Raw genomic sequence first — 26,760 nt, forward strand, 5'->3', positions numbered from 1 at the left:
ATTGACTTATATAAGTGTCTACTTTAATCTAGGACCGTGCACGCGTTCGACGTCCTTGGTGACCCGGTGCGTCGGCGCATTCTCGAATTACTCGCCGAGGGCGAGCAGTCGGCGGGGACCATCGGTGCGCAGATTCAGGAAGAGTTCGCGATCAGCCAGCCGGCGGTGTCGCAGCACCTCAAGGTGTTGCGCGAGAACGGATTCACCTCGGTACGGCCGGACGGGCAGCGCAGGCTGTACGCCGTCAACGGCGCGGCGCTACGCGACGTCGATGAGTGGCTTGACGGCTTCCGCCGGTTCTGGGCGCCGCGACTCGACGCCCTGGCGACCGAGATCGCGCGCGGAAAACGACAACGCAGAAGCCAAGGAAGGCAACATGACTGACGTCGATATCGAGCATCAAATCAACGCCGTCGAGCGCAAGCTGGGATCGCGCATCATCGATGCCAAGGAAGCGCACGTCGTCACCATCAGCCAGTCCTACGACACCGATCAGAACGACCTCTGGGACGCCGTCACCAACATCGAGCGCATTCCCCGGTGGTTGATGCCCATTTCCGGCGACCTGACGGTCGGCGGTTCCTACCAGTTGGAGGGTCAGGCGGGCGGTACCGTCCTGACCTGCGATCCGCCCAAAAACTTCACCGCGACTTGGGAATTCGGCGGAGGTGTCAGCTGGATCGATGTCACCGTCAGCGCCGACGGCCCGGACCGCTCGCGCCTGGTGATCGAGCACATCGCCCACGTCGACGACCACTGGGACCAGTTCGGGCCCGGCGCGGTCGGGATGGGTTGGGATTCGATGGTGCTCGGGCTCGCGATCCACGTGGCGACCGGGGCGGCCATCGATCCGTCCTTCGGTGAGCAGTGGATCGTCACCGACGACGGTCGGCGGTTCCTCACCCTGTCCGTCGAGAGGTGGTGTGACGCGAACATCGCGTTTGGAACCGACCCGTCGACAGCGCGCGAGATGGCACAGCGATGCCTGGCGGCGTACCTCGGCGAGGAAAACTAGAACACGTTCTAGCCATCCGGGGCGGCCGGGGATATCCTCGACCCGATGCATGCCCAGACACCTGTCCAGATTGCGTGGGTGACGCGGGACCTCGATGTCACCGAAAAGGCGCTGACCACGATGTTGGGCGCCAAGAAGTGGGTGCGGATACCCGACGTCCACTTCGCGCCCGACACGTGCACCTTCCGCGGCGCGCCCGCCGACTTCACCGCCGACATCGCGTTCAGTTACGCCGGTGACACCCAGCTCGAGCTGATCGCACCGATCGGCGGCGGCCCGAGCGTGTACTCCGAGTTCCTCGACAGCTGCGGACCCGGTCTGCACCACATCTGTGTCGAGGCACCCGACTCCGCGGCGTTCGACGCTGCACTGCGCGACGCAGAAGCCAACGGGACCCCCGTCGTGCAGCAGGGGATCATGCCCGGCGGGATGCGGTTCGCCTACCTGTCGGCCGTCGAGGCCGGCGCCCCCTACATCGAGATCGCCGTCATCCCCGACGAGATCAAGTCATTTTTCGACTATGTGAAACAGGAGCAACAGTGAGCGCTCTCGACATTCCGGACACCGTCGACGCGGCCGATGTTCAGTCATGGTCTGACGAGGTCGATGTCCTGGTCATCGGCTTCGGCATGGCCGGCGGCTGCGCAGCCGTGAGCGCCGCGGCGGCGGGAGCCGACGTTCTGGTGCTGGAGAAGGCGCCCGCGGCAGGCGGCACCAGTGCGATGGCCGGTGGCCACTTCTATCTGGGCGGCGGCACAGCGGTGCAGCAGGCCACCGGACACGACGACAGCGCCGATGAGATGTACAAGTATCTCGTGGCCGTCTCGGCGGACCCGGATCTCGACAAGATTCGCCTCTACTGCGACGAAAGCGTCGAACACTTCGATTGGCTTGAGGCGCTTGGGTTTCAGTTCGAACGCAGCTTCTGGAAGGGCAAGGTGGTGGTGCCGCCCGGCACCGAGGGGTTGTCCTACACCGGTAACGAGAAGGTATGGCCGTACTGTGAGCAGGCCAAACCGGCGCCGCGCGGACATTCGGTTCCGGTTCCGGGAGAGTTGGGCGGCGCCGCCATGGTCATCGACCTGCTGGTGAAACGTGCGACCGATCAGGGCGTGCAGATCCGCTATGAGACCGGCGTGACCAATCTGGTGGTCGACGACGGCCGCGTCGTCGGGGTCCGCTGGAAGCACTTCGGCGAAACCGGGGCGATCAAAGCCAAGGCCGTCGTCATCGCCGCCGGCGGCTTCGCGATGAACGCCGAAATGGTCGCCGAGCACACTCCAGCGCTCGGTCAGAAACGGAAAACCAAACACCACGGCGAGGTAGAGCCCTACATCCTGGGCAACCCCTACGACGACGGAGTCGGCATCGCCCTCGGCGTATCGGCCGGTGGCGTGGCGGAGAACCTAGACGGGCTGTTCATCACCGCCGCCGCGTACCCGCCGGAGATTCTGCTGACCGGTGTCATCGTCAACAACCGGGGCGAGCGGTTCGTCACCGAGGATTCCTACCACTCCCGCACATCGGCGTACGTCCTGGAACAACCCGACCAGCAGGCATACCTCATCGTCGACGAAGCGCACATGCAGATGCCCGAGATGCCGCTGATCAAGTTCATCGACGGATTCGAGACGGTCGCGGAAATGGAGGAGGCGCTTGGCATTCCGGCGGGCAAGCTCGCCGCCACCCTCGACCGCTACAACGACAACGCCGCGCGCGGCGAAGACCCGGACTTCCACAAACAGCCGGAATACGTTGCGGCACAGGACAACGGCCCGTGGGCTGCGTTCGATCTGTCACTGGGCGTAGCGATGTACTCGGGATTCACCATGGGCGGTCTCGACGTGTCGATCGACGGACAGGTGTTGCGCTCCGATGGCAGCGTCATCGAAGGCCTCTATGCCGCGGGCGCCTGCGCGTCGAACATCGCGCAGGACGGCAAGGGCTATGCCAGCGGCACCCAGCTCGGCGAAGGGTCGTTCTTCGGCCGCCGTGCGGGTACGCACGCCGCTCAGGCCTGCACCTAGACCGGCGCGGGTTCCTCGCCGCCTACCCGGCCGAACCGCCACTCACCCTCGCCGAGCAGCTCGAGTTCATGGGTGTGATGCTGCTCGAGCGCCTTACGGTGGCTGACGCTCACCAGAATGGTGTCGGGCAGCTCGCTGCGAATGAGGGTGTACAGCAGGTACTCCAGACCTTCGTCGAGTGCCGACGTCGACTCGTCGAGGAACACGGCCAACGGCTTGGTCAATAGAATGCGGGCGAACGCGATGCGCTGCTGTTCGCCGGGGGAGAGCACCTTGGCCCAGTCCTCGACCTCGTCGAGTCGATCGACCAGGTGCGGCAGTGCCACCTGTTCCAGCGTGCGCTTCAGAGTCCTGTCGTCGATGTCGCCTTCCTCGGTCGGATAGCTGACGACCGCGCGCAGATTGCCGAGAGGAACGTACGGCATCTGGGACAGGAACATGGTCTCGTTGGGCCCACACGGCCGCGTCAATGTGCCGGTGGTGAACGGCCACAACTCGGCAAGGCTGCGCAACAGGGTCGTCTTGCCGGAGCCGGATTCGCCCTTGACCGCCAAGGTGTCGCCTACCTCGAGGCGCAAGTCGAGTGGTTTGACGAGCTGCTTACCGTCGGGGGTTCGGACTTCTATGTCCTTGAGTTCCACGGTGCCGTCCCTGCACGGCGTGGTGGTGATCTCGGGGAGCGCCCTGCCCTCTTCGTTCGCGGTGAGCAACCCGTCGAGGCGGATGATCGACGCGCGGTAGCCCGCGAACGCGTCGTATGCGTTGCGGAAGAAGGACAGCCCCGATTCGATGTTGCCGAACGCCGAAGCCGACTGACTCATCGCGCCAAGGGTGATCTCGCCGTCGAAGAATCTCGGGAACTGAAACAGATAGGGCGGCACGACGATGATCTGGCTCATCGACAGGTTCCAGCCGTAGAAGGCCATCATCCTGTTGATCCACCGCTTGTAGTTGGCGACGATCGGCGCGAAGAGCTTGCGCAATCCGGTGCGCTCGGCAAGCTCGCCGCGATAGAACGCCACGGCCTCCGACGCGTCGCGCAGCCGGACCAGCGCATAGCGAAACGCCGCGTTGAACTTCTCGTTCCTGAACGACAGCCAGATGATCGGCCGGCCCACCCAGAACGCAATGACCGATGCGAAGAGCACGTAGGCGATCAGGATCCAGAACATCGCCTTGGGCAGCTCATAGTTCACGAAGGGGAGCGTGAGCGTTCCCGACAGGTTCCAAAGAATCGCGGTGAACGAAATCATCGAGGCGATCGCATTGACCGAGCCGAACAGCAGCGTGGAGGTGGAGGTGTTCGCCGGGGTGTTCGGAAGGCCGCCGACGCCCGCGGTGAAGATGTCGATGTCGTACTGGATCCGCTGATCGGGGTTGTCGATCGTGTCGTCGATGAAGCGGCCGCGGTAGTACGCCTTGCCGTCGAGCCAGTCGCCCGTCAGCCGGTCGGTTAGCCACGCGCGCCAGGCGAGCATGAACCGCTGGGTGATGAAGAGGTCGAACATGATGCGTGCGACGTGCAGGAAGGCCAGCGCCGAGAACACGATCATCGACAGGTAGAAGCCGTCGCGTCCAGAGTTCTTTACTGCGTCGTCGCCCGCGGCGACGCCGGCCGCCACGACCTGGAAGCTGGTCATCATGTCGTTGCCCTGGAAGCTGAACAACACCGTGAGCCGGACGCCAAAGATCACCGACAGCAGGATCACCGCCAGCCACAGCCACACCTTGACGCTGTCCGGTCCTTTGAAGTAGTCGCCGGTGATACGCCAGAACTGCCTGCCCCACACCGTGTACTTCGCGATCAGGACACAGATCAACAGCGTCGCCACCGCGGCGATCAACCACGCCTGGCCGATCCACTGCAGCGACGTCAGGAGCTCTTGGCCCCAGTCCAGCGTGGGGACGAACATTCCCTCTTCCACTGTGGCAAGGTACCTCGCCAGCCTGTTACCGGCGTTACCAGTGGTCGCCAGTGCCGGTGGGGAGTCTGTCCAGCCGCCATTCGCCGTCGCCCGTCAGTTCCAGTCGCCGGCTGTGGAACCGTTCGACGGTGGCGCGGTGGCTCACACTCACCACGATGGCGTCGGGGAGTTCGGCACGCAGCAACTCGTAGAGCATCAACTCGAGGCCCTCGTCCATCGCCGAGGTCGACTCGTCCAGAAACACCACCGCAGGCCGATTCAACAGGATGCGGGCGAACGCGAGGCGTTGCTGCTCGCCCACGGAAAGCACCTTTGCCCAGTCCTGGGCCTCGTTGAGGCGGATCGCGAGGTGTGACAGTGCGACCTTGACGAGAGCCTCTTGGATCTCCCGGTCGTCCGGCCCCTTCTCGAGGGGATAGCACGTGATGGCACGCAGGTCGCCGAGCGGCAGGTAGGGCAGTTGCGGGACGAACATCGCGCCGGCACGGCCGGCGGGAGACCGGACGCTGCCCGTGGCGAAGGGCCACAAGCCGGCCAGGCTCTGCAGCAGGACCGTCTTGCCGACCCCGGACCGCCCGCTGATCAACAGCGCATCGCCCGGATCGAGCCGCAGCCCCAGCCCGCGCACGAGTAAGTCGCCGTTGGGCATGCGGACATCGACATCGTCGATCTCCAACGAATCGTCAATCGACCCCGCGGTGTCGACCGAAGTGAACATCCCCGCTCGCGAGTTCTGCTCGGCCAACCCGTCCAGCCGGATGATGACCGCACGATAGCTCGCGAATTGGTCGTAGGCGTTGCGGAAGAACGACAGCGAGTTGTGGATCTCGGTGAACGCGTTCGACGACTGCCATACATCGCCGAACGAAATCCGTTGTGCGAAAAGCGCTTGCGCCTGCACGATCCACGGAAGGGGATTGATCGCCTGACTCATCGTCACGTTGAAGCCGAAGAACAGCATCATCCGGTTCAACCAGCTGCGGTAGTTGCGCATGACGTCGGAGAGTCGCCCGTCGAGCAGTTTGCGTTCCGCATTCTCACCGCGATACAGGCCCACGGCGGCACCGGTATCGCGTAACCGCACCAACGCATACCGGAAGCCCGCGTTACGCAGTTCGTTGAAGTAACTCAAGCGAATCAACGGACGGCCGATGACGAAGGCGACGATCGTCACCACCAACACGTAGGCGATCACGATCCAGAACAGCGCCTTGGGCAGCACCATGCCGCCGACGGTGACAGGTTCGGACAGCCGCCAGAGAATCGCACCGAACGACAGCACCGACACCACGGCGTGCACCGCGCCGAACAACAGGGTGTTGCCCGAGTTGAAGATCGGGTTGTTCGGGTCGCCGCCGACGCCCGCGGTGAAGCTGTCGATGTCCTGCTGGATTCGCTGGTCGGGGTTGTCGATGGGCCGACGGGTGAACTGGGCGCGAAAGTAGGCGAAGTCGCTGAGCCAGTCGCCGATGTAGCGTTGGCTCAACCAGATTCGCCACCGCATCATGAATCGCTGGGTCACGTACATGTCTATGAGCAGTCGCACGAGGTAACACCCGGCGAGGATGCCGAACACCGCGATGGATGCCCAGAACCCGTCGATGCCCGAAGACCGCACCGCCTCGTCGGTACCGCCCTGAAACGCAATCTGTACCGCGGTGAACAAGTCGTTGACGTAGTAGGTGAGGAGCACGTTGATGCGCACCGAAACGATCGTCGAGAGCAGCAGGACGCCGACGACCGCCCACACCGACGCGCTCTGCCTGCCGGTGAAATAGCCCGACGTGATGCGCCAGAACTGGCGCCCCCACTCGGTCATACGGCCGAGGAGAACCAAGACCACGACGAGGCACACCGCCGTGATGACGAAAGTCTGCACAATCCAGATCGCAGAATTGCCGAGTTCGCGGCTCCAGTCGATGGACGACTCGAACTGTGAGTTCAAGCGGCGCCACCCCCAGCACACCAACCGGCGTGCGGCGAAGCGACCGCAGTGCGGACCGCGCGACGGTCCTCGCGGGCCGCGGTCAGTTGAACGTCTTCCGCAGGTGCACCGTCAGAGCGTCGACATCCTCGTGCGCACCGGCGAATCCGAGGTATCCGTCTGGCCTGACAAGGAAGCTGGAATGACCGGTCGCCGAGTACGCCGTCGCGAAATTCGACTCCGCATCGCGCACCAACGGCAGTACCGTGCCTGCGACGTCGGCGCCGGGCGCGGCGACCAGATACACGTTGAGATGACCGCCGGCGATCGCTGTCGCTGCGTCGGCGGCCCGCTCGAACTGCTCGACATCGGAGGGTCCGGCGCCGCCGTCCGCGTACAGCAGCAGCGTGTGCCCAAGCCCGAACAGTGAGAACAGCCGCAGCGGCCCGGTGACCGCGGCACGGGTCAGACCCGTCGCGTCGGGCGCCCGGGCACCGGCGTCGGTTCCCACGATGGGGGAGTCGGCGTAGTTGATCAGCAGCTGGGCCTCGCGACGGATCACGTAGTCGACGTCGGTGGAATCGGCGCCGATGCCCTCACGCGCACTGCGTACCGTCCGGCCCACAACCTCTTCGCCGACGGGGCGGCGCTCGGCGTCGTAGCTGTCGAGCAGACCGGGCGCCGCGCGGCCGGACACCGCGAGCGCGAGCTTCCACGCGAGGTTGTGCGCGTCCTGGATGCCGGTGTTCATCCCCTGGGCGCCCGTCGGCGGATGGATGTGCGCGGCGTCACCCGCGACGAACACCCGGCCCCGCCCGTACGCGTCGACGATCCGGTGACTGATCCGAAAGACGGAGGACCAGCGCATGTTTCGTGCCGTCGTCGGTTCCGGCGAGAGCCGGTCGAGCACCGCCTGCACATGGCTCAGCTCGGGTTTGCGCTCACCCTCGAACCCGTGCGCGATGCCCTGCGACGGTGCGGCGGACAGCTCGGGGGGCACGAGCATCGACATGCGGTACCGGCCGCGGCCCGGCAGGGGAATGCACACCAGCAGCTCGTCGGTCGCGCCGTCGGTCTGATGCATGGCGCGGATCGCGTAACCGCGGGGCGCCGACCAATCCACCTCGACGTCGCCGAGCATGTACTGCTCCTCGAACGCCGCGCCCTCGAACGTCAACCCAAGGGTCTTGCGCACGACGCTGTGCGCACCGTCGGCGCCGATGAGAAAACCGGCCTGCACGGTCTGATCGCCCCCGTGACCGGTCAGCGTGACGCGGACGCCGTCGCCGTCCTGCTCAAACCCGCCGACCCGCACCCCGCGCTCGACCTCGACGCCACGCAGGGCCAGTTCCTCGCGCAAAATTCGTTCGGTGGCGTACTGCGGTATCGCGATGAACCCGAAGGGCACATCGGACGGAATCGCGAACTCGACCTGGCCGACCTTCTCGCCGTTGACATATACGATCTGCCCGTGCATCTCGACGGCCGCGTCCAGAATGCGTCCCAACAAGCCCATCGATTCGAAGACTTCGAGCGTACGTGGCTGCACACCAACGGCTTTCGCATACTGCACCGGTTCCGGAAGCGGATCGACGATGCGGCAGTCGACACCGCGGCGCGCCAGCTCGATGGCCGCGGTGAGTCCGACAGGACCGGCGCCGGCGATGAGTACTTGCGTTTGCGAAGAGTTTGGCACGCGCTGATTATGCTGCCTCCATGAGCAATGACGCTCCCGCTTCCGATGCCTCTTCCGTCAACGCCGGACACCTCATCGCCCGGCGACTGCGAGCCAGCGGAATCGACACCGTCTTCACGCTGTCCGGCGGACATCTGTTCTCCATCTACGACGGCTGCCACGCCGAGAACATTCGCCTGATCGACACTCGACACGAACAGACCGCGGCGTTCGCCGCCGAGGGCTGGTCGAAGGTGACCCGCGTACCCGGCGTGGCGGCACTCACCGCCGGACCCGGCGTCACCAACGGGATGAGCGCAATGGCCGCCGCTCAACAGAACCAATCGCCACTGGTGGTGCTCGGTGGCCGCGCACCCGCGGCGCGCTGGGGACAGGGCTCGCTGCAGGAAATCGACCACGTACCGTTCGTTGCGCCGCTGACCCGATTCGCGGCGACCGCGCAGTCGCCGGACGCCGTCGGCTCGCTGATCGACGACGCGCTGCGCGCCGCGGCGGGAGTCGGCGGCCAGTCGACCGGGGTGTCGTTCGTCGACTTCCCGATGGATCACGTATTCGGCATCGCTCATGACGATGGCGCACCGGGCGCGCTGCCCGGTACGTCGGCGTCGGTGCCGCCTGACGCCAATGCCGTCGACGTGGCCGTCCGGCTGCTCAGCGAGGCCCAGCGGCCCGTCATCATGGCGGGCACCAACGTGTGGTGGGGCCATGGCGAGACCGCACTGCTGCGCGTGGCCGAAACGCTGCGTATCCCAGTGCTGATGAACGGCATGGCGCGCGGCACTGTGCCCGCCGATCACGACCTCGCATTTTCGCGAGCGCGGTCGAAAGCGTTGCGGGAGGCCGACGTTGCCGTCGTCATCGGCGTGCCGATGGACTTCCGGCTGGGCTTCGGCGGCGTGTTCGGACCCGACACCACCCTGCTCGTGGTCGACCGCGTTCAACCCGACCGACCGCATCCTCGCGAGGTCGCCGCCGAAATGTACGGGGATCTGACAACCACCCTGGCCGCGCTGGCGAGCGCGACGCGATCCGACCACGAGGCCTGGATCGCCGATCTGCGCACCACGGAAACCACCGCGCGGGCCGCAGAGGCCGCCGAGTTGGCCGATGACCGCACGCCGCTGCACCCGATGCGGGTGTACGCCGAACTAAGCGAGCTGCTGGACCGCGACGCGATCGTCGTCATCGACGCCGGCGATTTCGGCTCCTACGCGGGCCGGGTCATCGACAGCTATGTGCCCGGCGCGTGGCTGGACAGCGGCCCGTTCGGCTGCCTGGGGTCGGGACCCGGTTATGCGCTGGCCGCGAAGCTGGCCCGGCCCGACCGGCAGGTCGTGCTGCTGCAAGGCGACGGTGCATTCGGGTTCTCCGGGATGGAGTGGGACACGCTGGTGCGGCACGGAGTTCACGTGGTGTCGATAATCGGCAACAACGGAATCTGGGCGCTGGAAAAACACCCCATGGAGATGCTGTACGGCTACTCGGTGGTGGCCGAGTTGCGGCCCGGCACCCGCTACGACCAGGTCGTCACCGCACTGGGTGGCCACGGTGAACTGGTGGCGACGCCGGCCGACCTGCGGCCGGCGCTGGAGCGGGCCTTCGCCGCCGGACTGCCCGCGGTCGTCAACACACTGACCGATCCGACGGTGGCATACCCGCGCCGCTCCAATCTGGGCTGATCCCGGGCGTCCCTCCTCCTCGCGAGCGGCCGTGTCTGCACACGACACGCCGGGTCAATCCGTACAAATGCGGTCGGTCGCCGTGCACGAGCGCGCGGAAATTCACTCGACGCGCCGGGCGGCCGGCACACATGCTGGATAGATGGATGTGCGGCTTCATGATTCCGTCGACGAGTTCCGCGCCTTCGCGGAGCCGTTGTATCGACGCGACCCCGTCGCCCACACCATCGAGCTGACGCTGCTGCTTGGCGGAACCTTTCCGGACGACTCGCTGCTGCTGACTTTATGGCGGGACGGTGAACCGTTGGGTGCGGCTCTGCAGACGCCGCCCTATCCGTTGGTGTGCAGCGGAATTCCGCCTAGTGCTGTCGACGCCGCTACCGCGGAGCTCGTCGATCGGCGGCCCGGACTGCCCGGCGTTCGCGGTATGCGCACAACTGCGCTCACCTTCGCCGAAGCGTGGCAAGCCATGACCGGACAAACCGCGACCGTGAACACCGAGGAGCGGCTCTATCGGCTGGGAACGTTGCGCACTCCTGTCGGAGTCCGCGGCTCGGGCCGGCTTGCCACCGACGAGGACCGCGATCTGATCGTCGACTGGGTGGGGCAGTTCTTCGGTGAGGCCTTCAGCGGGGTGTCGAACGACGGAGCCGAGTTCGTCGACGCGGCGGAGCGCAAGGGAGACCGCTTCACGCTGTGGACCGTCGATGACGTCCTGGTGAGCATGGCGATGCTGCGCGCACCGGCGGCGGACGCGTCGCGGATCGGCCCCGTGTTCACGCCGCCCGACTGCCGCGGCCACGGCTACGGATCGGCCGTCACCGCCGCCGCCGCCGCCCAACTCGCACATCGCAGCGGAACCGCCGACGTGGTGCTGTTCGCCGATCTCGCCAACCCGGTTTCCAACTCCATTTATCAGCGAATCGGCTTCGAAGCCGTCGCGGACTGCGTGCGCGTCGACTTCGCGTCCGCCGGCTGACGTGTGGTCACGCCCGCCGAGGCGGGCCGCGTACCGTAAAGCTGTGGCGAAGACCAAAACCCGCACCTCAGGTCGTGTCAGCAGTCGGTTCTGGCGGATGCTCGGGGCGAGCACCGACAGGGACCAGGCGTCGTCGATGGCTCAGGTGAGCGACTCGGCAGAGTTCGACGCGAAGGCCGCTGACCTCGACGACGAGCAACTGCTCAAAGCCGCCAGGCTGCTGAATCTCGACGACCTCGCCGATTCCGCGGACATTCCGCAATTCCTGGCGATCGCGCGCGAGGCATCCGTCCGGACCACCTCACTGCGGCCGTTCGACGTGCAACTGCATGCGGCCCTGCGGATGCTTGCGGGCGATGTCGTCGAGATGGCCACCGGTGAAGGCAAAACCCTCTCGGGTGCCATAGCCGCAGCGGGGTATGCGATCGGCGGCCGGCATGTGCACGTCATTACGATCAACGACTACCTGGCTCGCCGCGACGCCGAGTGGATGGGCCCGCTGATCGAAGCGCTGGGCCTGACCGTCGGCTGGGTCACCGCCGAATCGACGGCCGACGAGCGGCGCAAGGCCTATGAGTGCGACGTCACCTACGGCTCGGTCAACGAGATCGGGTTCGACGTCCTGCGGGACCAACTGGTCACCGACGTCGACGATCTGGTGTCGCCGAACCCCGATGTCGCGGTGATCGACGAAGCCGACTCGGTGCTCGTCGACGAAGCCTTGGTGCCGTTGGTATTGGCGGGCACCACGCACCGCGAGACCCCCAAAGTCGAACTGATCCGGATGGTCGGCGAACTGACCGAGGGCAAGGACTACGAGACCGACTCCGACAGCCGCAACGTGCACCTCACCGAGAGCGGTGCGCAGAAGCTCGAAGCCAAGCTCGGCGGTATCAACCTGTACTCCGAGGAACACGTCGGCTCCACCCTGACCGAGGTCAACGTCGCGCTGCACGCCCACGTGCTGTTGCAACGCGACGTGCACTACATCGTTCGTGACAACGCCGTGCACCTCATCAACTCCTCGCGTGGCCGCATTGCCCAGCTGCAGCGCTGGCCCGACGGACTGCAGGCCGCGGTGGAGGCCAAAGAGGGCATCGAGACCACCGAGACCGGCGAGGTGCTCGACACGATCACAGTCCAGGCCCTCATCGACCGGTACCCGACGGTGTGCGGCATGACCGGCACCGCCTTGGCGGCCGGCGAGCAGCTACGCCAGTTCTACAAACTCGGTGTGTCGCCAATTCCCCCGAATACTCCCAACATTCGCGAGGACGAAGAGGATCGCGTATACGTCACTGCGGCTGCCAAGGCCGCCGCGATCGTCGAGCACATCGTCGAGGTGCACAAGACCCGCCAGCCGGTGCTGGTCGGTACTCGCGACGTCGCCGAGTCTGAGGACCTGCACGAGCGCCTGGTCAAGGCGGGGGTGCCCGCCGTCGTGCTCAACGCGAAGAACGACGCTGAGGAAGCCGCGGTCATCGCCGAGGCCGGCGCGCTCGGATCGGTGACGGTGTCCACCCAGATGGCCGGTCGCGGAACTGACATCCGGCTCGGCGGGTCCGACGAAGCCGACCATGACGACGTCGCCGAACTGGGCGGGCTGCACGTCATCGGCACCGGGCGGCACAACACCGAGCGGCTGGACAATCAGCTGCGCGGACGCGCCGGACGTCAGGGCGACCCAGGATCGTCGGTGTTCTTCTCCAGCTGGGAAGACGACGTGGTGGCCGCTCACCTCGATGCGAACAAGTTGCCGATGCAGACCGACGAAGACGGCCGCATCGTCAGCCCCAAGGCGGCCAGCTACCTGGACAGCGCACAGCGCATCGCCGAGGGCCGCATGCTCGACGTGCACGCCAACACGTGGCGCTACAACCAGCTGATCGCTCAGCAGCGCGCCATCCTGGTGGAGCGCCGCGACACCTTGTTGCGCACGCCGACCGCGCGCGACGAGCTGCGGGAGCTGTCGCCGGACCGCTACGACGAGCTGGTGGAGCAGGTCGGCGAGGAGAAACTCGAGAAGATCTGCCGCCTGATCATGCTCTACCACCTCGACCGCGGCTGGGCCGATCACCTGGCGTTCCTCGCTGACATCCGGGAGAGCATCCATCTGCGGGCCCTCGGCAGGCAGAACCCGCTCGACGAATTCCACCGGATGGCCGTCGACGCGTTCGCCTCGCTGGCCGCCGACGCGATCGAGGCCGCGCAGCAGACCTTCGACACGGCGGCCTCGATCGAGGACGAACCGGGCGTCGACCTGTCCAAGCTGGCCCGGCCGACCTCGACGTGGACGTACATGGTGCACGACAACCCGCTGGCCGACGACACCTTGTCGGCGCTGAGTTTGCCGGGGGTATTCCGCTAGGTTCTATCCATGCAGGAGCCGCGCGACCGGGTACTGACGGTGCCCAACGTGCTCAGCGCGCTACGTCTGGTGCTGGTGCCGGTTTTCCTCTGGCTGCTGCTGGTGGTGCACGAGAACGCATGGGCCGTGGCCGTGCTCATGTTCAGCGGCGTCTCGGACTGGGCCGACGGCAAGATCGCGCGGCTGGTCGACAATCAGTCGTCGCGGCTCGGAGAGCTGCTGGACCCGGCAGTGGACCGCATCTACATGGTCGCCATCCCGATCGCGATGGCCATTCACGGATCGGTGCCGTGGTGGATCGTGCTGACCCTGCTCGGTCGCGACGTCGTGCTGGCCGCCACGCTGCCACTGCTGCGCAGTAGGGGGCTGACCGCGCTACCGGTCACCTACATCGGCAAGGCGGCGACGTTCGCGCTGATGTCGGGGCTTCCGCTGATTCTGCTCGGGCAGTGGGATGCGTTGTGGAGCCGGGTGATTCTCGCGTGCGGCTGGGCGTTCCTGATCTGGGGTCTGGCGATGTACCTATGGTCGGGCGTGCTGTATCTGATCCAGGTTTCGATGGTGATGCGTCAAATGCCCAAAGTGGGCCGCTGAGGCCACCGGAGTGATGATGAGTCAGCTCGGCGGCTACGACCCGGAAGCCGGACGAAGCGCCCATGTGGCGAATCGCCCGACGTTGATTCCGGTGCCGTCGTTACTGCGCTCCCTGTTGTCGGACCATCTGGATCCCGGCTACCAGGCGGCCGCGGATGCGAAAGAACACGGCGAGCAGCGCAAGCGGTGGCAGACGTGGGCGTGGCAGATCACGGGCGCGGTGTTGATTGCGCTGGTATTCGTCGCCGCGGTCGGCCAGGCCCGGTCCACCGCACCCGGCGTGCGGGAGACCCAACACGTGCTCTCCGGCAGCGTGCGTTCCGCCGAGGCGGCGGTGGCCGACGCCTCGAGCCGACGCGATGCGCTGGCCGCCGAGGTGGACACCGAACAGCGCCAACGCCTGGAGGGTGACGCGCGCGGCCAACAACTGCTTGGCCAACTCGACGAATCGAACCTCGCCGCCGCGGCCACCGCCGTGATCGGGCCGGGTCTGCAGATCACCGTCAACGATCCGGGAATGTCGGTGGACCTGTCCGACGTGTCGAAGGAGCGGGTGCCCGGCAGTCAGCAGGTGATCCTCGACCGCGACCTGCAGCAGGTGGTCAATTCGCTATGGCTCAGCGGCGCGGAGGCGGTCTCGGTCGGCGGTGTGCGCATCGGGCCGAACGTGACGATCCGGCAGGCGGGCAGCAGCATCCTCGTCGACAATCAACCGATCAGCAGCCCATACGTCATTCTCGCCGTCGGACCGCCCCACGCGATGCAGGACATCTTCGATCGCAGTGCCGGACTGCACCGGCTTCGGCTGCTGGAAACGTCGTACGGTGTCGGAGTCCAGGTGAGCACCTCCGAGGCGCTCACCCTGCCGGCGAGTCCGATTCGGGAAGTCAACTTCGCCAAGGAGATTGGGCAGTGATCAGCAGATGAAGCCACAGTCGTGATCGGGATCGCCGCACTCGTCATCGGCATCGTCCTCGGGTTGGTGTTCCACCCGGACGTGCCCGAGTTCGTCCAGCCGTATCTACCGATCGCCGTCGTCGCCGCACTCGACGCCGTGTTCGGCGGTCTGCGCGCCTATCTGGAACGCATCTTCGATTCGAAGGTGTTTGTCGTGTCCTTTGTGTTCAACGTGTTGGTCGCCGCGCTCATCGTCTACGTCGGAGACCAACTGGGGGTCGGCACACAGCTGTCCACCGCCATCATCGTGGTGCTGGGCATCCGGATCTTCGGGAACGCGGCCGCGTTGCGGCGCAGACTGTTCGGCGCGTGACCCCTTGACCGACGACACCCCTGCCCACTCGGCCGAGCCCGATCAGCACGGCCGCCACGAATTGCCGCCGGATGCGCCGTCACCCGAGATCGGCGAGCTGCATCGCGGCGGGGTCGTCGGCGTCGCGGCGCGCGGTCGGTCGCAGATCGTGTTCGGTGCACTCGCCATGGTGCTGTGCGTGCTGCTGGGGCTGGCGATCATCACGCAGGTGCGGCAGACCGAATCGGGCGACTCGCTGGAGACCGCCCGCCCCGCCGACCTGCTGGTGCTCTTGGACTCCCTGCAGCAACGCGAGGCGGCCCTGAACACCGAAGTGGCCGAACTGCAGCGCACGCTGGCGCAACTGCAGGCCTCCGGCAGCAGCGATCAAGCGGCGATCGAGAGCGCGCAGGCTCGGCTTGCCGCGCTGTCGATCCTGATCGGCACGGTGCCCGCCACCGGCCCGGGCGTGACGCTGACCATCACCGACACCACCCCGGGAGTGCCGGCCGAAACGATGCTCGATGTGATCAACGAGCTGCGCAACGCCGGGGCCGAAGCGATGGAGATCCGCGGGGGAGGATCTGCGGTACGCGTGGGCCTGGACACCTGGCTTGTCGGGAGCCCCGGCGCGCTGGTCGCCGACAGTGTGACACTCAACCCGCCGTATTCAGTTCTGGCGATTGGTGATCCACCCACACTGGCTGCGGCGATGAACATTCCCGGCGGCGCGACGGACAGCGTCGAGCGGGTCGGCGGCTCGATGGACGTGCAGCAGTCCGACAGAGTGGACATCACCGCCTTGCGGCAACCGAAACCTCGCCAATACGCTCAGCCAGTCAAGTGAGCTGAGCGCGCGACAGCAACGAACCCGCGGAGACAACCGCGGTGAACCGCGAATGAGAACAATGCGGTGAACCGCGAATGACAACACCGCGGTGAACCGCGAATGAGAAGAAGGAGCGCCGTGAGCGAAATCCCAGCCGACCTGCACTACACCGAGGAACACGAGTGGGTGCAGCGCACCGGTGACGACACCGTCCGCGTCGGGATCACCGACTACGCGCAGTCAGCGTTGGGCGACGTCGTTTTCGTCCAGTTGCCGGACGTCGGCGCCGACGTGACCGCGGGCGAGTCGTTCGGCGAGGTGGAGTCCACGAAGTCGGTTTCGGACCTGTACGCGCCGCTCAGCGCGAAAGTCCTTGCGGTGAATGGTGATCTAGAGGGCAATCCCCAGCTCGTCAACTCCGACCCCTACGGCGCAGGTTGGCTGCTGGACCTGCAGGTCGACTCCGGTGCGCTGGCCGACGGCCTTGGCAAGCTTCTGGACGCCGACGGCTACCGCGCCACAGTGAGCGAATGACGGGTTGTTAGGGTTCTGCAGACCGGATAACCAACCAGAGGCGGATCCGGCGGTGGTGGACACAACGGAGTCCGCCTCGCGGTACGGTCGACACAAGACGAACTTTCGGCTGAGGGTTGGCCTGATATCGCCATATCGCCACAGCGGCCAGTGAGGAGCAGCGGGTGACGGACAAGGACCAGAATTCCGGGGCGGACCAGACGTCCGACGATGTCACCGTGGAAACGACATCAGTCTTCCGCGCGGACTTTCTCAACGAGTTGGACGCCCCGGCAGCGGCGGGCTCCGAAGGAGCGGTCACGGGGGTGGAGGGCCTGCCCGTCGGTTCTGCCCTGCTGGTCGTCAAGCGCGGACCCAACGCCGGCTCACGGTTTCTGCTGGATCAGCCCACCACGTCGGCGGGTCGACATCCCGATAGCGACATTTTCCTCGATGATGTGACGGTGAGCCGTCGTCACGCCGAGTTCAGGCTCGAGAGCAACGAGTTCCAGGTCGTCGACGTCGGCAGTCTCAACGGCACCTACGTCAACCGGGAGCCCGTGGATTCCGCGGTGCTCGCCAACGGCGACGAGGTGCAGATCGGCAAGTTCCGCCTGGTGTTCCTGACCGGGCCCAAGGGTGACGACGAAGGTGGGCCCGGCTAGTGGTCGATGAGCGCTTGCGCGAAGAGCGTGACCCCGATGAGCGCTTGCGCGAAGAGCGTGACCCCGATGAGCGCTTGCGCGAAGAGTAAATGAGTCAGCCCGACACCCCCGCTCTGACTGGGATGTCGATCGGAGCGGTCCTCGATCTGCTGCGACCGGACTTCCCGGACGTGACCATCTCCAAGATCAGGTTCCTGGAGGCCGAAGGACTGGTCACGCCAGAGCGCACGGCGTCGGGCTACCGTCGGTTCACCGCCTACGACTGCGCCCGTCTGCGGTTCGTCCTGACCGCCCAGCGCGACCAGTACCTGCCCTTGAAAGTCATCAAGGCGCAGCTGGACGCCCACCCCGACGGCGAGTTGCCGCACACCGGATCCGCTTACGGGGTACCGCGTTTGGTGCCGGTGTCGGGCGACGATCCAGACTCCGGCGCCGGGGTATCAGGCGTCGCGCCGACGCAGGTGCGGCTGTCACGCGAGGACCTGCTGAATCGCTCTGGCGTCGACGACGAACTCCTGACGGCACTGGTCAAGGCGGGCGTGATCACTCCCGGCCGGGCCGGCTTCTTCGACGAGCACTCCGTGACGATCGCCCAGTGCGCTCGCGCGCTGGCGGAGTACGGCGTCGAAGCGCGTCACCTCCGCGCGTTCCGATCGGCGGCCGACCGTCAGTCTGACCTGATCGCACAGATCGCGGGGCCTGTGGTCAAGGCGGGTAAGGCAGGTGCCCGGGACCGCGCCGACGATCTGGCGCGTGAGGTGGCGGCGCTCGCCATCACGTTGCACACGTCATTGATCAAGTCGGCGGTGCGCGACGTTCTTGATCGCTGAGGATTAGACTCAAATTTTGCAGGCTATCGGCGCGAAGGGCGGACACAGATGGGTGAGGTTCGTGTGGTCGGCATTCGCGTGGAGCAGCCCCAGAATCAGCCGGTGCTGCTGCTGCGCGAGTCCAACGGCGACCGCTACTTGCCGATTTGGATAGGTCAATCGGAGGCCGCGGCCATCGCACTCGAGCAGCAGGGCGTGGAACCGGCGCGACCGCTGACCCATGACTTGATCAGAGATGTCATTGGGGCCCTTGGCCATTCGCTCAAGGAAGTGCGCATTGTCGACCTGCAAGAGGGCACCTTCTACGCAGACCTGATCTTCGATCGGGACATCAAGGTGTCGGCGCGGCCGTCGGATTCCGTGGCGATCGCACTGCGGGTCGGCGTGCCGATCTACGTCGAAGAGGCGGTGCTCGCCGAGGCCGGCCTGCTGATTCCCGACGAGAACGACGATGAAGCCACCGGTGCGGTACGTGAGGACGAGGTCGAGAAGTTCAAGGAGTTTCTCGACAGCGTGTCGCCCGACGACTTCAAGGCCACGTAGCTTTTTGCGGCGTTTCCGAGTGGCGTTTGTCACGGAAGCGTCTCGTCGTCCTCGACACGCGGCGCGGGTTTCTTCAAACCGCCAATCGGGCAGCCATACTTTGGTGGTCGGACCTGCTGATGGGCAGTCGCGGGCCCGGCGGAAGCGTATGCTCGACACATTCGGGCTTGGGCAAACGTGCTGCCATGCAGGTCACAGACGCGAGTTCGACCGGCGAGAGGATTCGAAAGTGGGAGACACGCCACGTCAAGAGGAGTTCGATCTGTCCTCGACAAGCGGTCCCGCCGAATCGGGAATCACCGTTACCAGCGCACCCGTTCAGGGTGGTCTTTTCCCGGATGACTCGGTTCCCGACGAGCTCGTCGGATACCGCGGTCCCAGCGCATGCCAGATCGCCGGCATCACCTACCGGCAGCTGGACTACTGGGCCAGGACTTCGCTGGTGGTGCCGTCCATCCGCAGCGCTGCTGGTTCGGGCAGCCAGCGGCTGTATTCGTTCAAGGACATATTGGTCCTCAAGATCGTCAAGCGCCTGCTGGACACCGGGATCTCGCTGCACAACATCCGGGTCGCCGTCGATCACCTGCGCCAGCGCGGCGTTCGGGATCTGGCCAACATCACGCTGTTCTCCGACGGCACCACGGTGTACGAGTGCACCTCGGCCGAAGAAGTGGTCGACCTGCTCCAGGGTGGCCAGGGCGTCTTCGGTATCGCGGTGTCCGGCGCGATGCGCGAATTGACCGGTGCCATCGCCGACTTCCCAGGTGAGAGGGCGGACGGCGGCGAGTCGATCGCCGCGCCCGAGGACGAGTTGGCGTCACGGCGTAAGCATCGCGACCGCAAGATCGGCTGACTTTTCTCTCGGCTACGCGCAGTCTCGGCGTCGGTATGACGCCTGTCCCGGTAAACTCGTGAGCGCATCGCCCTTGTGCGGGAGAGTTCCGTAGCCGCCAGCCACGGACGCCGAAGGAGCAACACCTCTCCGTCAACCTCTCAGGCACCCAGGACCGCGCATGGCCCCGATGCCTCTGGAAAGTGGTAGGTCCACCCCTGCCCGCCCATGGGGAAAGGCACTTCTCGCGTGCAGCGCGGGTCGCCGAATCTCTCAGGCACCGACGACAGAGGGAGAGGAACCCAACGGTTCGTCAACCTTCACGCGTCTGGAGCAATCGCAGGTGTCTGACTCCGAGAACTTCACCTTCGCCGCACGTCACATCGGACCCGATGCGGACGCCGTCACCACAATGCTCGCGACCATCGGCGTGGGTTCGCTCGACGAACTCGCCAAGAAGGCGCTACCGGCCGGCATTCTCGACTCGCTGGACGCAGACCAGGTGGCACCGGGACTGGATCAGCTGCCGCCGGCCGCCACAGAGGACGAAGCGCTGGCGGAACTGCGCGCGCTCGCCGATACGAACACCGTCGCGGTGTCGATGATCGGGCAGGGCTACTTCGACACCCTCACGCCACCGGTGTTGCGCCGCAACATACTTGAGAACCCAGCGTGGTACACCGCCTACACGCCCTACCAGCCAGAGATCAGCCAGGGCCGGCTCGAGGCGCTGCTGAACTTCCAGACCATGGTCTGCGACCTCACGGGACTCGAGGTCGCCAACGCCTCGATGCTCGACGAGGGCACCGCGGCCGCCGAGGCGATGACGCTGATGCACCGCGCGGTCCGCGGATCATCGAACCGGCTGGTCGTCGACGTCGACGTGTACCGGCAGACCGCCGCCGTGCTGGCCACCCGCGCCGAGCCGCTGGGCATCGAGATCGTCCAGGCCGATCTCACGCAGGGCCTGCCGGAGGGTGCGTTCTTCGGAGTCATCGCGCAGTTGCCGGGGGCCAGCGGCGCGATCGTCGACTGGAGCGACATGGTCACCCAGGCGCACGACCGTGGCGCGCTCGTCGCCGTCGGCGCCGACCTGCTCGCCATGGCGCTCATCACACCGCCCGGTGAAATCGGAGCCGACGTCGCCTTCGGCAGCACCCAGAGATTCGGTGTCCCAATGGGATTCGGTGGACCGCACGCGGGGTATCTCGCCGTGCACGCCAAGCACGCCAGGCAACTTCCCGGCCGCCTGGTCGGAGTCTCGCTCGACGCCGACGGGGCACCGGCGTATCGGTTGGCGTTGCAGACCCGCGAACAGCACATCCGGCGCGACAAGGCCACGAGCAACATCTGCACCGCACAGGTGCTGCTCGCCGTGATCGCGGCGATGTACGCGAGTTACCACGGCGCGGACGGGTTGTCCGCGATCGCGCGGCGGGTGCACGGGCGTGCCCGCGCGATCGCCGCGGGGTTGACCGCCGGCGGTGTGGAGGTCGTACACCGCGCGTTCTTCGACACCGTGCTGGCCCGGGTTCCCGGCAGGGCGGCAGAGATCCGCGACGCCGCCAAGGCTCACGGTGTCAACGTCTGGCTGGTCGACGACGACCACCTGTCGGTGTCCTGCGACGAGGCCACCACCACACAACACGTCGAGGCCGTGCTGTCGGCTTTCGGGGCAGCGGCCGGTGACGCGTTCGACGGCCCGGACATCGCAACCCGCACCTCGGAGTTCCTGACCCATCCCGCGTTCACGAGGTATCGCACCGAGACGGAGATGATGCGATATCTGCGGTCGTTGGCTGACAAAGACATTGCGTTGGACCGCAGCATGATTCCACTGGGATCGTGCACGATGAAGCTGAATGCGGCCGCCGAGATGGAGCCCATCACGTGGCCGGAGTTCGCGCGCCAGCATCCGTTCGCCCCGGCATCCGACGCACCCGGGCTGCGCAAGCTGATCGCCGACCTCGAGACATGGTTGGTCGCGATCACCGGCTACGACGCGGTGTCCTTGCAGCCCAACGCCGGATCGCAGGGGGAGTACGCCGGACTGCTGGCGATCCAGGCGTATCACGCCGAACGCGGCCAGCCCGACCGTCACGTGTGCCTCATCCCGTCGAGCGCGCACGGCACCAATGCCGCATCGGCGGCGCTCGTGGGGATGCGGGTCGTTGTGGTGGCATGCCGGGCGAACGGCGATGTCGACCTCGATGATCTGCGCGCGAAGGTGAACGAACACGCGGATCGGTTGTCCGCGTTGATGATCACCTATCCGTCGACGCACGGTGTGTTCGAGCACGACATCGCCGACATCTGCGCCGCCGTGCATGACGCCGGTGGTCAGGTGTACGTCGACGGCGCCAACCTGAACGCGCTCGTCGGCCTCGCCCGGCCCGGCCGGTTCGGTGGCGACGTCAGCCACCTCAATCTGCACAAGACGTTCTGCATTCCGCACGGCGGCGGGGGGCCGGGTGTCGGGCCGGTCGCGGTGCGCTCCCACCTGGCCAAGTACCTTCCCGGCCATCCGTTGGCCGACGAACTACCCGACAAATACGCGGTGTCCGCGGCGCCGTATGGTTCGGCGTCGATCCTGCCGATCAGCTGGGCCTATATCCGGATGATGGGCGCCGGCGGTCTCCGTGCCGCGTCGCTGACCGCGATCGCGTCGGCCAACTACATCGCCCGTCGACTCGGTGAGCATTACCCCGTCCTCTACACCGGTGAGAACGGCATGGTCGCGCACGAGTGCATCCTCGATCTGCGGACCATCACCAAGGAGACGGGCGTCACCGTCGACGATGTGGCGAAACGGCTGGCGGACTACGGCTTCCACGCGCCGACGATGAGCTTCCCGGTGGCGGGAACATTGATGGTCGAGCCGACGGAAAGCGAGAGCCTGGCCGAGGTCGACGCGTTCTGTGAGGCGATGATCGCGATCCGCGGCGAGATCGATGCCGTCGCCGCGGGCACCTGGCCGGTGGACGACAACCCGATGCGCGGTGCCCCGCACACCGCAGAATGCCTGCTGGTGTCCGACTGGGACCATCCCTACACCCGAGAGCAGGCGGCCTACCCGCTGGGCAAGAACTACCGCCCGAAGGTGTGGCCGCCGGTACGTCGCATCGACGGCGCGTACGGCGACCGCAATCTCATGTGCTCGTGCCCGCCGGTGGAGGCGTTCGCCTGACCTCTCAGGCGAAGCGGTCGATGATCGCCTCGGCGATCTGTCCCGGCGCGTCCTCCTGCATGAAGTGGTTGGCCTCCGCCAACTCCACGACAACGTGATCGGGGAATGCCTCGCGCATGCGCGGAAGGTTCGGTCCGGGCCGGAACGCGAAATCCTTCATGCCCCAGACGAACAACGCCGGTTTCGATCCGAGTTTGGTGGGCACGTCGCGGCTGAGCCTTTCGAGCAGCGGACGGGCCGCTAGGATCTCCTTCGGCATGCGCGCAACCCCGGCCCGGTCCTGTGGCGTCGGTTGAACTCCGCGGTAGTGCTCCATCACCGCGTCGTCCAATGATGTGCTGGTGCCCGCCGGAATCATCCGCTCCACGAAGAAGTTCCGCTTGGTGATCGCCCATTGCATCGGCGGACTGCCCATCACCACGCTGAAAACCTTCGTGGACAACTCAGAGGTGGGCCAGAACCAGGTGTTGCCGAGTACGACTCCGCGCACCCGATCGGCGCGGTCGGTGCCGACCGCCATGCTGATCGGGCCGCCCCAGTCCTGGCCCATGCTCAGATAGCGATCGAGTTCGAGGTGGTCGACGAGTTCGCCCATCACCGAGACATGCTCGTCGATTCGATACGTGAACCCCGATGGGCGCTCGGAGAGCCCGAAGCCGAGGTAGTCGGGCGCGATGCACCGGAAGCGATCGCGCAACCCGGCGATGATGTTGCGGTAGAGGAAACTCCATGTCGGATTGCCGTGAAAGAACACGATCACCGGACCGGTACCTTCATCGATGTAGTGCACCCGGCCGCGTGAACTGTCGAACCATCGCGACGTGAACTGATACAGCTCAGGGTCGGGTGTGAACTCGCTCGGCAATTTCGATCCCTCCGCCAACGCCATTGATTACGGTTCGTCAGGTGTTACCCCCCAGCGTGACAGAGTGGCGCGACGGCGGCAGCTCGATGAACACGCCCGCCGGTCGGGTGTTCGTCCGCTCGGCGCCGGGCGAGGGCCCGACCATCCTGCTGCTGCACGGCTACCCGTCGAGTTCCTACGACTACCACCGGGTGGTGCCGCACCTGGGTGACCGGGCCTGGGTGACGCTGGACTTCCTCGGCTTCGGACTGTCGGACAAGCCGCGTCCGCACCGTTACAGCCTGCTCGAGCAGGCTGACATCGTGCAGACCGTGGTCGCGGAGACCACCTCGGGGCCGGTGGAGTTGATAGCGCACGACATGGGCACCTCCGTGGCCACCGAGCTGCTGGCGCGAGATCTGCAGGGGCGGTTGCCGTTCGAACTGCAACGCGCCGTGATCGGCAATGGCAGCGTGATCCTGCACCGGGCCAGCTTGCGGCCGGCCCAGAAGCTGCTTCGCGGCCCGCTGGGTCCGATCCTGAGCCGTCTCTCCAACGCATCGTCGTTCCAGCGCGCCTTCGGAAGGTTGTTCAGCGCCGAGCATCCTATGAGCGAACAAGAGGGGCAGGCGCAGTGGGCGCTGTGGTCCCACAACGACGGGCACCGCATCGCCCATCTGTTGATCGCGTATCTCGACGAGCGGGTGAAATACGCATCGCGATGGCACGGTGCCGTGCGGGACTGGCCCAAACCGTTGAGCTTCGTCTGGGCACTCGACGACCCGGTCGCGACCACGAATGTGCTCGACGGATTACGCGAGTTGCGCCCCGCCGCACGTGTGGTCGAGCTTCCCGGCGTCGGCCACTACCCGCAGGTGGAGGTGCCGGAGGAGTTCACCCGGGCCGCGCTGAGCCTGCTGGCGGCGCACTAGCCGACGAGGGTCGCGACCGCCGACGTCAACTCCGGGCCCGTCGAGCTGGCCAGGTTCTGATAGCTGCCGCCGCTGATCTCGGCGACCGCCTCCCAGGTGGCGCGGTCGGAGTCGGCGCCGAAGTCGATGATGTTCACCTTGACCGGACGGGCTGGGTCGACCGCTCCGCGGATGAACTGCTCGAGCCCCGGACCGTTCAACGACTGGTCGGTGTGCGGACCGGTGGTGATGACCAGGACCGAATTGCTTTGACCCGCACGGAAATTCTGCTTGGCCTGGTCGTACACGATCCGCAACGTGGTGAACGAGACGGCGCCGCCGTTCGATGCCGTCTGTCCGTCCAGCTCCGCGGTGAGCGCCGCGGACCGGGGCCTGCCGTCGACCTGATCCGACAGCGGACCCATCGGGATCTCCGAGCGACCCTCGACACCGTCGAACGTCCAGAGGCCAACCGCGGAATTCGGCGGCAGCGCCTGCAACCGGGCATTGAGTGCCGCCGCCACATTCCCCAGCCGCGATTCGCCGCCCTCGTCGGTGGGCATCGACTGATCCAGCATGATCGTGACCGCGGGGTTGGTCACCGGTGCGGTCAGCGAGTTGGCGAGCGCGACGCGCTCGGCGTTGTCACCCACCGACAGTGGGGCGCCCAGCGGTGCGAAGTCGGTGACGTCGCTGTCCGGCGGTGTGCTGCCTTCGGTGCGGAAGCCGGCCTTGGACAGCTCGGCGAGTTGTTCTGGCTTGCGCATGAACCGTGCGAACTCGCTGGCCGCGGACACCTGTTCCTGCGACAGCCAATCGCCGGCCAGCAGGGCCGTGGGGTAGTCCGCCATCGCCACCGGTCCCGGCGGCAGCCACGACGCCAACACATTCTTCGCATCGGGTAGTGCGGCGGCGCGCTGGAAGAGTTGCTGTTCGGTGGCGACGACGGCGTGCACCGGCGCGGCCGCGGGATCGTCGGCGTTCAGCAGCGCGTCCATGGCCGTCGACGCCTTCTTGTCGGCGAGTTTGGGCTGGCCTGCAACCAGCGAGTTCACCGCGCCGATACCGGAATTGGGGGGCGCCCCAGCGGGTGCGGATGCCGCTGCCACCGCCTCGGCCGCCAGATATGACGCATCGCTGTCACCGGACAGCGGTAGCGCCAACCGCAACGGACCCCAGCCCGGAAGCCCCAGCCCGTCCAGCGCGCTGGGGTTGGTTTGCAGCGTCGGCAACGAGCTCCAGTCCTGTTGACCCAGAGCGGATTTGAGCTGTGGCCGCATCGCCAGCACCACTGGAGTGGTGACCAGCGAGCGGCTGTCGCTGATGGTCTTCTCGCCGGCACTGGCCTCGAGGCGGGCCGCCGACATCGAACTCGCCGGGATCCACAGGGCAGGCCGCTCGCCGAGTTCGGCGGGCCATTGGCCGATGAATCCGTTGACGACCTGATCCGAATCGGCGGGCGTGACCCCGACCTTCACGCAGCGGTCACCCACCGGCGCAGCGGTGCGGTTGTAATTGTCCGCCAGGATCTTTATCTGGTCCGACACCGAGGGGTCGGCGACCACAGCGACGGCGAGTTCGCCGTTCACGCACCGGGCGGCGGCGACATCACTGCGATCGGACAGCGCATCGCCGAAGAACCGCCACAGGATGACCGCGCCGACGACCACGACGACTGCGACCAGGGCAGCGATCACGCTGATACTGACGCCTCGCCGGCCGGCAGTCACCGCGCGATGACTGCCCGTCCATTCCCCGCCGTCCCACTCACCGCCGTGCGCCGGGCCCGAGCGCGGACGACCGGGCGGCGGTGGGGTCGACGAACCGACGCGCTGCAGGCCGAAGCTGTCGGCAGGGTCGGCGTCTTCGTAAATCTCGTCGTCGTTGACATCCTCGCTGCGATAACCAGGGTCGGAGAAGCCCCGTGCGTCCTGTTCGGACTCGCGGTACAGCGGTGCGTCGTACTCCGGTTCGCGGTATTGCGGTGCGTCGTACTCCGGTTCGCGGTAGCCAGGACCAAAATCCGGCTGGTAGTCGCCAGACTGGCCGAAGCGTGTGGTCTCCGGTTCGTCGTGCTGCTCTTCGCCGGCCGAATCCTCGGGGTCGGGAATGCTATGCCTGCCCACGGAAGCCCTTGTGCTCGCTACGTC

General features: G+C 66.2%; 23 protein-coding genes and 1 riboswitch. Of the genes, 18 read left to right on the plus strand and 5 right to left on the minus strand.

Translation table 11 applies throughout. The annotated features are described in order from the left end of the window. Window positions 1-36 precede the first annotated feature (36 nt). From M1248_RS13975 to M1248_RS13990, 4 genes are read left to right on the plus strand one after another with little or no spacing between them, the layout of a single operon-like run. A complete protein-coding gene (locus M1248_RS13975) occupies window positions 37-384 on the plus strand; it encodes an ArsR/SmtB family transcription factor (RefSeq protein WP_163728564.1) in 348 nt (115 codons plus the stop codon). After that, window positions 377-1,015: an SRPBCC domain-containing protein gene (locus M1248_RS13980; protein ID WP_317148729.1), complete on the plus strand. Its 639-nt coding sequence runs from the start codon at window positions 377-379 to the stop codon at window positions 1,013-1,015. Before M1248_RS13975 ends, M1248_RS13980 begins: the two co-directional genes overlap by 8 nt. A 45-nt stretch (window positions 1,016-1,060) precedes the next feature. Next, window positions 1,061-1,558, plus strand: coding sequence for a VOC family protein (locus tag M1248_RS13985; protein WP_317148730.1), 498 nt, complete (start codon window positions 1,061-1,063; stop codon window positions 1,556-1,558). Further along, window positions 1,555-3,042: an FAD-binding protein gene (locus tag M1248_RS13990; RefSeq protein WP_317148731.1), complete on the plus strand. Its 1,488-nt coding sequence runs from the start codon at window positions 1,555-1,557 to the stop codon at window positions 3,040-3,042. The genes M1248_RS13985 and M1248_RS13990 overlap by 4 nt, the downstream gene beginning before the upstream one ends. On the opposite strand, the gene M1248_RS13995 is transcribed toward M1248_RS13990, so the two are convergent. From M1248_RS13995 to M1248_RS14005, 3 genes are all read right to left on the minus strand, one after another. Continuing rightward, on the minus strand, window positions 3,039-4,955 hold the full coding sequence (locus M1248_RS13995; protein WP_163737188.1) for an ABC transporter ATP-binding protein/permease: 1,917 nt from the start codon (window positions 4,953-4,955) through the stop codon (window positions 3,039-3,041). The genes M1248_RS13990 and M1248_RS13995 overlap by 4 nt on opposite strands. A 46-nt stretch (window positions 4,956-5,001) precedes the next feature. Beyond that, window positions 5,002-6,912 carry an ABC transporter ATP-binding protein/permease gene (locus M1248_RS14000; RefSeq protein WP_163728555.1) on the minus strand — a complete coding sequence of 637 codons (1,911 nt, stop codon included), beginning with the start codon at window positions 6,910-6,912 and terminating at the stop codon, window positions 5,002-5,004. A gap of 82 nt (window positions 6,913-6,994) precedes the next feature. After that, entirely contained in the window at window positions 6,995-8,587 is a 1,593-nt protein-coding gene (locus tag M1248_RS14005; RefSeq protein WP_317148732.1) for an FAD-dependent monooxygenase, read from the minus strand. A gap of 20 nt (window positions 8,588-8,607) precedes the next feature. Here M1248_RS14005 and M1248_RS14010 point away from each other — a divergent pair, with 20 nt between their 5' ends. From M1248_RS14010 to gcvP, 13 genes are all read left to right on the plus strand, one after another. Further along, complete coding sequence (locus M1248_RS14010) at window positions 8,608-10,266, plus strand: acetolactate synthase (protein WP_163728549.1); 1,659 nt, start codon at window positions 8,608-8,610, stop codon at window positions 10,264-10,266. A gap of 142 nt (window positions 10,267-10,408) precedes the next feature. Beyond that, entirely contained in the window at window positions 10,409-11,245 is an 837-nt protein-coding gene (locus tag M1248_RS14015; protein ID WP_317148733.1) for a GNAT family N-acetyltransferase, read from the plus strand. Between the two features lie 43 nt (window positions 11,246-11,288). Next, window positions 11,289-13,613: an accessory Sec system translocase SecA2 gene (gene secA2, locus M1248_RS14020; RefSeq protein ID WP_317148734.1), complete on the plus strand. Its 2,325-nt coding sequence runs from the start codon at window positions 11,289-11,291 to the stop codon at window positions 13,611-13,613. 9 nt (window positions 13,614-13,622) lie between these two features. Next, complete coding sequence (locus tag M1248_RS14025) at window positions 13,623-14,207, plus strand: CDP-alcohol phosphatidyltransferase family protein (RefSeq protein WP_163728540.1); 585 nt, start codon at window positions 13,623-13,625, stop codon at window positions 14,205-14,207. A gap of 16 nt (window positions 14,208-14,223) precedes the next feature. Next, window positions 14,224-15,123, plus strand: a complete 900-nt coding sequence (locus M1248_RS14030) for a DUF881 domain-containing protein (RefSeq protein ID WP_163728538.1) — start codon at window positions 14,224-14,226, stop codon at window positions 15,121-15,123. A 21-nt stretch (window positions 15,124-15,144) separates the two neighbouring features. After that, window positions 15,145-15,477, plus strand: coding sequence for a small basic family protein (locus M1248_RS14035; RefSeq protein WP_006243660.1), 333 nt, complete (start codon window positions 15,145-15,147; stop codon window positions 15,475-15,477). A 4-nt stretch (window positions 15,478-15,481) separates the two neighbouring features. After that, the gene (locus M1248_RS14040; RefSeq protein WP_163728534.1) at window positions 15,482-16,303 is read left to right on the plus strand and encodes a DUF881 domain-containing protein; all 822 of its coding nucleotides are present in this window, start codon (window positions 15,482-15,484) and stop codon (window positions 16,301-16,303) included. Window positions 16,304-16,423: 120 nt separating this feature from the next. Beyond that, window positions 16,424-16,819, plus strand: coding sequence for a glycine cleavage system protein GcvH (gcvH, locus tag M1248_RS14045; protein ID WP_083127248.1), 396 nt, complete (start codon window positions 16,424-16,426; stop codon window positions 16,817-16,819). Between the two features lie 164 nt (window positions 16,820-16,983). Next, complete coding sequence (garA, locus tag M1248_RS14050) at window positions 16,984-17,463, plus strand: glycogen accumulation regulator GarA (RefSeq protein ID WP_163728531.1); 480 nt, start codon at window positions 16,984-16,986, stop codon at window positions 17,461-17,463. A gap of 89 nt (window positions 17,464-17,552) precedes the next feature. After that, window positions 17,553-18,293, plus strand: coding sequence for a MerR family transcriptional regulator (locus tag M1248_RS14055; protein WP_317148735.1), 741 nt, complete (start codon window positions 17,553-17,555; stop codon window positions 18,291-18,293). Window positions 18,294-18,341: 48 nt separating this feature from the next. Continuing rightward, complete coding sequence (locus tag M1248_RS14060) at window positions 18,342-18,836, plus strand: bifunctional nuclease family protein (protein WP_006243655.1); 495 nt, start codon at window positions 18,342-18,344, stop codon at window positions 18,834-18,836. Between the two features lie 229 nt (window positions 18,837-19,065). Continuing rightward, window positions 19,066-19,689, plus strand: a complete 624-nt coding sequence (locus M1248_RS14065) for a MerR family transcriptional regulator (protein ID WP_006243654.1) — start codon at window positions 19,066-19,068, stop codon at window positions 19,687-19,689. 68 nt (window positions 19,690-19,757) lie between these two features. Further along, window positions 19,758-19,856, plus strand: a riboswitch (glycine riboswitch). Window positions 19,857-20,011: 155 nt separating this feature from the next. Beyond that, entirely contained in the window at window positions 20,012-22,855 is a 2,844-nt protein-coding gene (gene gcvP / locus M1248_RS14070; RefSeq protein WP_163728523.1) for an aminomethyl-transferring glycine dehydrogenase, read from the plus strand. Window positions 22,856-22,859: 4 nt separating this feature from the next. Here gcvP and M1248_RS14075 read toward each other — a convergent pair whose 3' ends face one another. Next, window positions 22,860-23,720: a haloalkane dehalogenase gene (locus M1248_RS14075; protein WP_317148736.1), complete on the minus strand. Its 861-nt coding sequence runs from the start codon at window positions 23,718-23,720 to the stop codon at window positions 22,860-22,862. A gap of 41 nt (window positions 23,721-23,761) precedes the next feature. Here M1248_RS14075 and M1248_RS14080 point away from each other — a divergent pair, with 41 nt between their 5' ends. Continuing rightward, window positions 23,762-24,631: an alpha/beta hydrolase gene (locus M1248_RS14080; RefSeq protein ID WP_317148737.1), complete on the plus strand. Its 870-nt coding sequence runs from the start codon at window positions 23,762-23,764 to the stop codon at window positions 24,629-24,631. Here M1248_RS14080 and M1248_RS14085 read toward each other — a convergent pair. After that, window positions 24,628-26,736 carry a substrate-binding domain-containing protein gene (locus M1248_RS14085; RefSeq protein ID WP_317148738.1) on the minus strand — a complete coding sequence of 703 codons (2,109 nt, stop codon included), beginning with the start codon at window positions 26,734-26,736 and terminating at the stop codon, window positions 24,628-24,630. The genes M1248_RS14080 and M1248_RS14085 overlap by 4 nt on opposite strands. Window positions 26,737-26,760: the final 24 nt, after the last annotated feature.

Source organism: Mycobacterium sp. 29Ha (assembly GCF_032883055.1).
Classification (GTDB): domain Bacteria; phylum Actinomycetota; class Actinomycetes; order Mycobacteriales; family Mycobacteriaceae; genus Mycobacterium; species Mycobacterium gallinarum.